The organism is Streptomyces sp. NPDC057543, from assembly GCF_042801895.1.
GTDB lineage: Bacteria > Actinomycetota > Actinomycetes > Streptomycetales > Streptomycetaceae > Streptomyces.
Map to the genome: position 1 here is coordinate 1 of NZ_JBHVFF010000376.1, position 6,895 is coordinate 6,895.

The 6,895-nt window shown below is 73.8% G+C and carries 5 protein-coding genes; 2 read left to right on the forward strand and 3 right to left on the reverse strand.

Annotated elements, in window-relative coordinates; genetic code table 11:
- Positions 1 to 151 precede the first annotated feature (151 nt).
- From ACFU8Q_RS37415 to ACFU8Q_RS37425, 3 genes are all read right to left on the reverse strand, one after another.
- Positions 152 to 1,282, reverse strand: a complete 1,131-nt coding sequence (locus ACFU8Q_RS37415; protein WP_384463387.1) for a M24 family metallopeptidase — start codon at positions 1,280 to 1,282, stop codon at positions 152 to 154.
- Positions 1,283 to 1,407: 125 nt separating this feature from the next.
- On the reverse strand, positions 1,408 to 2,067 hold the full coding sequence (locus ACFU8Q_RS37420) for a LuxR C-terminal-related transcriptional regulator (protein WP_384463390.1): 660 nt from the start codon (positions 2,065 to 2,067) through the stop codon (positions 1,408 to 1,410).
- Positions 2,055 to 3,284 carry a sensor histidine kinase gene (locus ACFU8Q_RS37425; RefSeq protein WP_384463393.1) on the reverse strand — a complete coding sequence of 410 codons (1,230 nt, stop codon included), beginning with the start codon at positions 3,282 to 3,284 and terminating at the stop codon, positions 2,055 to 2,057. The genes ACFU8Q_RS37420 and ACFU8Q_RS37425 overlap by 13 nt, the downstream gene beginning before the upstream one ends.
- Positions 3,285 to 3,491: 207 nt before the next feature.
- Between ACFU8Q_RS37425 and ACFU8Q_RS37430 the strand changes: the two genes are divergently transcribed.
- Both ACFU8Q_RS37430 and ACFU8Q_RS37435 read left to right on the forward strand, forming a co-directional pair.
- The gene (locus ACFU8Q_RS37430) at positions 3,492 to 4,181 is read left to right on the forward strand and encodes an ABC transporter ATP-binding protein (protein ID WP_384463398.1); all 690 of its coding nucleotides are present in this window, start codon (positions 3,492 to 3,494) and stop codon (positions 4,179 to 4,181) included.
- Entirely contained in the window at positions 4,178 to 6,850 is a 2,673-nt protein-coding gene (locus ACFU8Q_RS37435) for an FtsX-like permease family protein (RefSeq protein WP_384463396.1), read from the forward strand. The genes ACFU8Q_RS37430 and ACFU8Q_RS37435 overlap by 4 nt, the downstream gene beginning before the upstream one ends.
- Positions 6,851 to 6,895: the final 45 nt, after the last annotated feature.

The window sequence follows — 6,895 nt, forward strand, 5'->3', positions numbered from 1 at the left end:
GCCTGGTGGTGGCCGCGTGGGAGCCGCTGGAGACCCCGGGCGGCGACGGGCTGCTGCATCTGCCGCCGGAGTCCTGCGTGGTGCTGGCCGACGACTGATCCGCCGCGCCCCGCGCCCGGCTGCCCGGCTACTCGGCTACTCGGCTACTCGGCTACTCGACGATTGCCAGTTCGCGCGCGGTGCTGTTGAGGCGACGGCCGCCGTCCTCGGTCACGGTCACGATGTCCTCGATCCGGACACCGAACCGGCCCGGCAGATAGACGCCCGGCTCGACGGAGAAGCACATCCCGGGCACCAGCGGCTGTTCCTCGCCCTCGATCATGTACGGCGGTTCGTGGGTGGTGACGCCGATGCCGTGGCCCGTGCGGTGGATGAAGCGCTCGCCGTAACCGAACTCGGTGATGACGGCGCGGGCCGCCCGGTCGATCTCCTGGCAGGCGACGCCGGGCCGGACCGCGTCGCAGCCGGCCTCCTGCGCCGCGCGCACGATGTCGTGGACCCGCTGCTCCTCGGCGGTGGGCTCGCCGACATGGACCGTACGGGAGGTGTCGGAGCCGTAGCCGTGCTTGAGGCCGCCGAAGTCGAGCACGACCATGTCGCCCCGCTCGATGGTGCGGTCGCCCGCCTCGTGATGCGGATTGGCGCCGTTCGGGCCGGAGCCGACGACGGTGAAGTCGACCTGGGAGTGCCCGAACTGCTTGAGCAGACCGGCCAGATCGGCGGCGATGTCGGTCTCCTTGCGCCCGGCGAAACGCACCTTGAGGATCTCACCGTACGTGGCGTCCGCGGCGGCCCCGGCGGCCGCGATCCGCTCCAGCTCATGGGCGTCCTTCACCGCGCGCAGCATCGGCAGGGCCTCGGTGAGGGAGACGTACGAGGTGCCCGGGAGCGTGCGCTGCAGCCCGAGCAGATGCATCGCCCAGGCGTTGTCGCTGATCCCGAAGCGGCCCCGGTCGTCGAGCAGCGGGGCGGTGACGGCGTACGGGTCCTTGCCGTCGGTCCAGTCCCGCAGGGTCAGGGCCGGTGCGCCGACGGCCTTCTCGGCGTCCGGGGCCTCCAGGGTCGGGACGACGAGGACCGGGTCCTGGCCGGCTTTGAGGACGAGGACGGTGAGGCGTTCGGTGTTCACGGGCTGGTAGCCGGTGAGGTACACCAGGTCGGGTCCGGGGGCGACCAGCACGCCCGCGAGCCCGGTCTCGGCAGCGGTCTCGGCGGCGCGCGCCATCCGGGCCCGGTAGTCGTCGGCGGTGAACGGTACGGGCTGCTGGTTCGGGCTGGACATGCGGACCTCCTGGCGACGCGACACGGCATACAGCATCCTGCCCGTGCGCTCCGGTCCGCGCGAGCGGGGATCAGGTTTCGCACGAACAACGTCACGAAGAACGTGAGGAAACGGCCGCGAGTGGCTCAGCGCGTGCCCTTGCCCTCCAGGTACGCCAGCACCGCGAGCACCCGCCGGTGCACCGTGCCGTCGTCCGGCTCCAGGCCGAGCTTGGCGAAGATCGAACCGATGTGCTTGCTCACGGCCCGTTCCGTCACCACCAGTTCGGCGGCGATGGAGGCGTTCGCCTTGCCCTGGGCCATCAGCTCCAGGACTTCCCGCTCGCGCGGGGTGAGGCTCCGCAGGGGTTCGGCCGACGACTTGCGGGTCAGCAGCTGGGTCACGACCTCGGGGTCGAGCGCCGTGCCGCCGCCCGCCACCCGGTCGAGCGCCTGGAGGAACTGGTCGACCCGGCCCACCCGGTCCTTCAGCAGGTAGCCGATGCCCTCGGCGCCCTGGGCGAGCAGCTCGGCGGCGTACGTCTCCTCGACGTACTGCGAGAGGACCAGGATCGGCAGGTCGGGCATCTCCGCGCGGGCGGCGATTGCGGCGCGCAGTCCCTCGTCGCGGAAGGTGGGCGGGAGCCGTACGTCGAGCACGGCGGCGTCCGGGCGGTGTTCCAGCAGCGCGGGCAGCACCTCGGGACCGGTCGCCGCGTCGGCCACCACCTCATGGCCCGAGCCGGTGAGGAGCAGGATGAGCCCCTCCCTCAGCAAGGCGTTGTCCTCGGCGATCACGATCCGCACGGCAGCTCCACTTCGATTTCCGTCGGCCCCCCGGCGGGGCTGCTCATGTGGGTGGTTCCGTCGAGGGCGGCGATCCGCCGCCTGATTCCGACCAGCCCGCTCCCGGCGCGTTCGTCCGCGCCGCCGTGCCCATTGTCGTCGATGATCACCCGCAGGGTGCCGGGGCCGCGGTCGATCCGTACCCTCGCGGCAGTCGCGCCACTGTGTTTGCTGATGTTGGTGAGGGCCTCGGCTATCACGAAGTAGGCGGCGGCCTCGATCGCGGCCGGCAGCCTTCGCCCGTCCTCCACCCCGTCGAGCTCCGCGGTGACAGGAACGCTGACATCGGCGGCCAACGCCCGTACCGCTCCGGCCAGTCCACGGTCCGTCAGGACTGGCGGATGGATGCCGCGCACCACGTGGCGCAGCTCCGCGAGGGCCGCCTCCGCACCGTCCTGCGCCTCGTCGAGGCGGATGCGCGCGGCGGCCGGGTCACGGTCCAGGAGCAGTTTGGCGAGGCCGATCCGCATGGACAGGGCGACGATCCTGGCCTGGGCCCCGTCGTGCAGATCCCGTTCGATCCGGCGCAGTTCGGCGCCGTGCGCCTCGACCGCTCCGGCCCGGCTCTCGGTCAGCTGGGCGATCCGCTCGGCGAGTGCGGTGGACGGCGAGACGGTCAGCAGGGAACGGGTCCAGCTCGCCGACAGGTCGGCGAGTACGGGAAGCCCGCGCAGCACCAGTCCTTGTCGCACGGGCGGCGGCGTCCCGTACTCGTCGGTGGCGCGCCTGTCCAGCAGCTGCACGACGGGCAGGACGGCCCCGTCGACGAGGAGCCCGACCGGCCACAGCACCATCGCGAAGTAGCCGATGACGTTGCCCATGAGCGCCTGGAGCGGCAGCCAGAGCACGTCGCGCCAGACCGTCGGGTCGGTGAGGACGCGCCGTACCCGCTCAGAGAGTTCACCACCGTCCAGCGGTGGATACGGCGTCGGCGTGAACGGGACGCCGAGCCGCGCGACCGCCCTGCGCCGCTCGAACTCCGCGAACCGGCGCAGCACTTTGGCAGCCTCGGGCAGTGCGGGCAGCCCGACGAGCACGAGGGCGAAGATCAGGACCGCCACCACCAGGAAGGTGCTCACATACGCGATCAGCGCCATCGCGACGCCGACGAACAGATAGCGCGAGGCGTCCCAGGAACGCCGGATGGCGTCCGTCAGCGGGGCGGGCGTGGTGCTCATGCGCATCACGTTACGGGGGTTCACCCGCCCCCGGAGTAGAGGCCTCCCCCGGGCCCTGGTGGAGCTGGCTACACCCCCGGTCCGGGAGCGCGCACTCTCGTCCGGACACCCCCCCACTCATAGCGTTTACCCAGGTCAGAAGGAACGAAGCCGAGCATGAAGCAGGAGAGGGACCGGGTGGAGTCGACAGTGGACACGGTCACGGCGATGCGGGCGACCGCGCTGAGTCTGGAGTCGGTGAGCCGACGCTACGGGCGTCGCGGCGACCGGGAGACGGTGGCGCTCGACGCGGTGAGCTGCGCGGTCCCGGCCGGAAGCTTCACCGCGGTGGTGGGTCCCTCGGGATCGGGGAAGAGCACGTTCCTGCAGTGCGCGGCGGGCCTGGACCGTCCGACATCGGGGACGGTACGGGTCGGGGGCACGGAGCTCGGCGCACTGTCCGAGGCCGCGCTGACCCGGCTGCGCAGGGACCGCATCGGTTTCGTCTTCCAGTCGCACGCCCTGAATCTGGTGCCTTCGCTGAACATCGAGGAGAACGTCGTACTGCCGCTGGTGCTGGCGGGCGCCGATCCGGCGGACGAGCGGGTGCTGGCCCGCGGCCGGGATCTGCTGGCCCGGGTCGGCCTGGCGGGGCGCGGGGCGCAGGGCCCTGCGACGCTCTCGGGCGGCCAGCAGCAGCGGGTCGCGGTGGCGCGGGCGCTGGTCACCGAGCCCGATGTGATCTTCGCGGACGAACCGACGGCGTCCCTGGACCCGGAGTCGGCGACGCTGGTGCTCGGTCTGCTGCGGGACGCGGTACGGATCGACGGCCGTACGGTCGTCATGGTCACCCATGATCCGGTGGCGGCGAGCTGGGCGGACGCCGTGCTGACGATGGACGGCGGTCGGCTGCTATGAGCACGCGTACGGATACGTCCACGAATACGGGTACGGCTACGGACACGGACACGCGTGGGTCGCGCACCGATGTGCGGCACGGGGTGCGGCGGGCGTCGGCGTTCCTCGCCCGGCGTTCGCTGAAGACCCATCGCCGGGCGTGGGCGGCGGTGTTCGCGGCGACGACGGCCGCCGCCGCGCTGATCGGCGCGTTCGCCTTCGTGCTGGGTTCGCTGCTGCTGGCGCAGCCGCCGGTGGAGCGCTATGCGGGGGCCGACGCGGTGGTGGCGGCCGATCAGAAGGTGACGTACACGGCGAAGCCGTGGGGCAGCGAGCCGAAGACCGCCACGACGTATCTGCCGGAACGGGTCCGCCTCGACCGCTCGGCCGTGCAGAAGGCGGCCACTGCCGACGGGGTCGCGAAGGCGGTCGCGGACGACTCGGTGCCGGTGACCGTGAGCGGCGGGAGCACCGGACCCGGCGGGGCGGGCGCGGCTTCGGCTGTCGGCCGGTCCTGGGAGTCCGCGATGCTCACCCCGTACCGGCTGACCGACGGTCACGCGCCGGGCGCGCCGGACGAACTCGTCGTCGACGGCACCCTGGCCGCCGCGGCCGGTCTCCGGCCCGGCAGCAGGGTGGCCGTGCAGGCCGACGGGGTTCCGCGGCCGTACACCGTCAGCGGTCTCGCAGCGCCGGCGCACCGGAGCAGCGGCCCCGCGGTCTTCTTCACCGAACGGCGGCTGACGGCCCTGGCCGGGCACCCCGGCACGGTCGACGCCATCGGCGTCGTCGCCGAACGGGGCGTGCCGGCCGGCGCCCTGCGGGCATCGCTGGAGGCCGCGCTGCCCGGCCACGCGCACGGCGACCGCGCGATCGAGGTCCTCACCGGCGCGGAGCGCGGGCGGGCCGAACACGTCGACGCGCTCGGCACCCGGGGCGAGCTGCTCCCGCTGCTGGCCTCCATCGCGGGAACGGTCCTGATGGTGGCGCTGCTGGTGATCGCCACCGCGATCTCCCAGGCCGTCCACCAGCGCTCCGGCGAACTGGCGCTGCTGCGGGCGGTCGGAGCGACGCCGCGTCAGCTCAGGTCGGCGGTCGGGCGCGAGGTGAGCCGGGTGGCCGGTGCCGCGGCGGTGCTGGGCGGGATCGGGGCCGTACCGCTGGGGCTGTACATGCGGTCGTTGCTGAGCACGGAACCGCTGCCGCTGCCCGTGCCGGTGTGGCTGCCGCTGGCGGCGGGCGCCGTGGCCGCGGCGCTCGTCACGCTGCTGGCCCGTCCGGTGTCACTGCTCGCGGCCCGGCGCATCACCGGGCTGCGGCCCGCCGCGGCCCTGGGCGCCGCCGGTGCGCCCGAGTCGAGCGAGCCGGGCCGGGTGCGCACCGTCGCCGGTGTGGTGCTGGCGGTCGCGGGGGTCGGCTCGGCCGGTGCGGCGACGGCGCAGAGCGGGCAGGCCGCCGCGGTGGCCGCGTCGGGTGCGGCGACCTCGTTGATCATCGCGGTGGCGCTGCTCGGTCCGCGGATCGCCCAGGTGGCGATGCGGGTGCTGGGCACGCCGGTGCGGTGGGCGGGCGGGGTATCCGGCTTCCTGGCCGCCCGGTCCGCCGCCGCGCACCATCGGCGCCTGGGCGCGGCGATCACCCCGATCGTGCTGCTCGTCGCGTTCGTCTGCGTCCAGTTGTCGGCGGGTTCGACGCTGGAGCGGGCCGCCGACCGGCAGGCCGCCGCCGCACTGCGGGCGGATCTGGTGGTGACGGGACCGGCCGCGGGCCTGCCGGCCGGTGCCGCCCGTGCGGTGCGGGAGGTACCCGGGGTGACGGCGGCGACCGGTGTGCTGCACTCCGGTGTCGTGCTCGCCCACCGTGAGCTGGGCGATCCGTTGCTGGAGCGGTTCCCCGTGCTGGGGGTGACGGCGGATCAACTGCCTGGCACGCTCGATCCGCACGTCACAGCCGGTGACCTCGCGGACCTCACCGGCCGGAGTACCGTCGCGATCGGCGAGGACCGGGCTGCGGACCTGGGCGCCGGCATCGGTGACACGGTGGAGCTCCGCCTCGGTGACGGCACGCCGGTCGGGCTCCGGGTGGTCGCGCTCTACGAACGGTCCCTGGGGATCGGTGAGTTCATGCTGCCGCGCCAGGCCCTGGCCGGGCACGTCCAGGCATCGCGCGACCGGAGCGTCCTGGTGCGCACGGCGGACGGCGGGGCCGCCTCGGCCGACGCGGTACGGCGCGCGCTCGCCCCGTACGCGGGTGCGGTGGTCCGTCCCGCGATGGCGGACGACGTACGCATCGCCCCGGCGGCATCGGACCGGGACGACGCCCTGGTGGTCATCGGCGTCGGGGTGATCGGCGGCTTCGCGCTGCTCGCGGTGGTCAGCACGCTGTCCCTGATCTCGGTGGGCCGTGCCCCGGAGTTCCGCCTGCTGCGGATGGTCGGCGCGGGCCGCCGCCAGGTACGGCGGATGCTGGTCCTGGAGACGGGGCTGGTGGTGGTGGCCGGTCTGGCGATCGGCACCCTGGTCGCGGCGGTGCCGCTGATGGCGTTCGCGGTGTCGACGACCGGATCGCTGCCGTATCTGTCCCCGGAGCGGTACGGGGTGCTGGCCCTGGCCGTGGTGGTGGCGGCCGGTCTGGGCACGATCCGCCGGGGTGCGTCCGGCGGACGCCGCGTTCCGGGACGCCGGGACTGAGCCCGTGCGGCGGCCCGCCGGGCAGGACGGGGCCCGGTCCCGAAC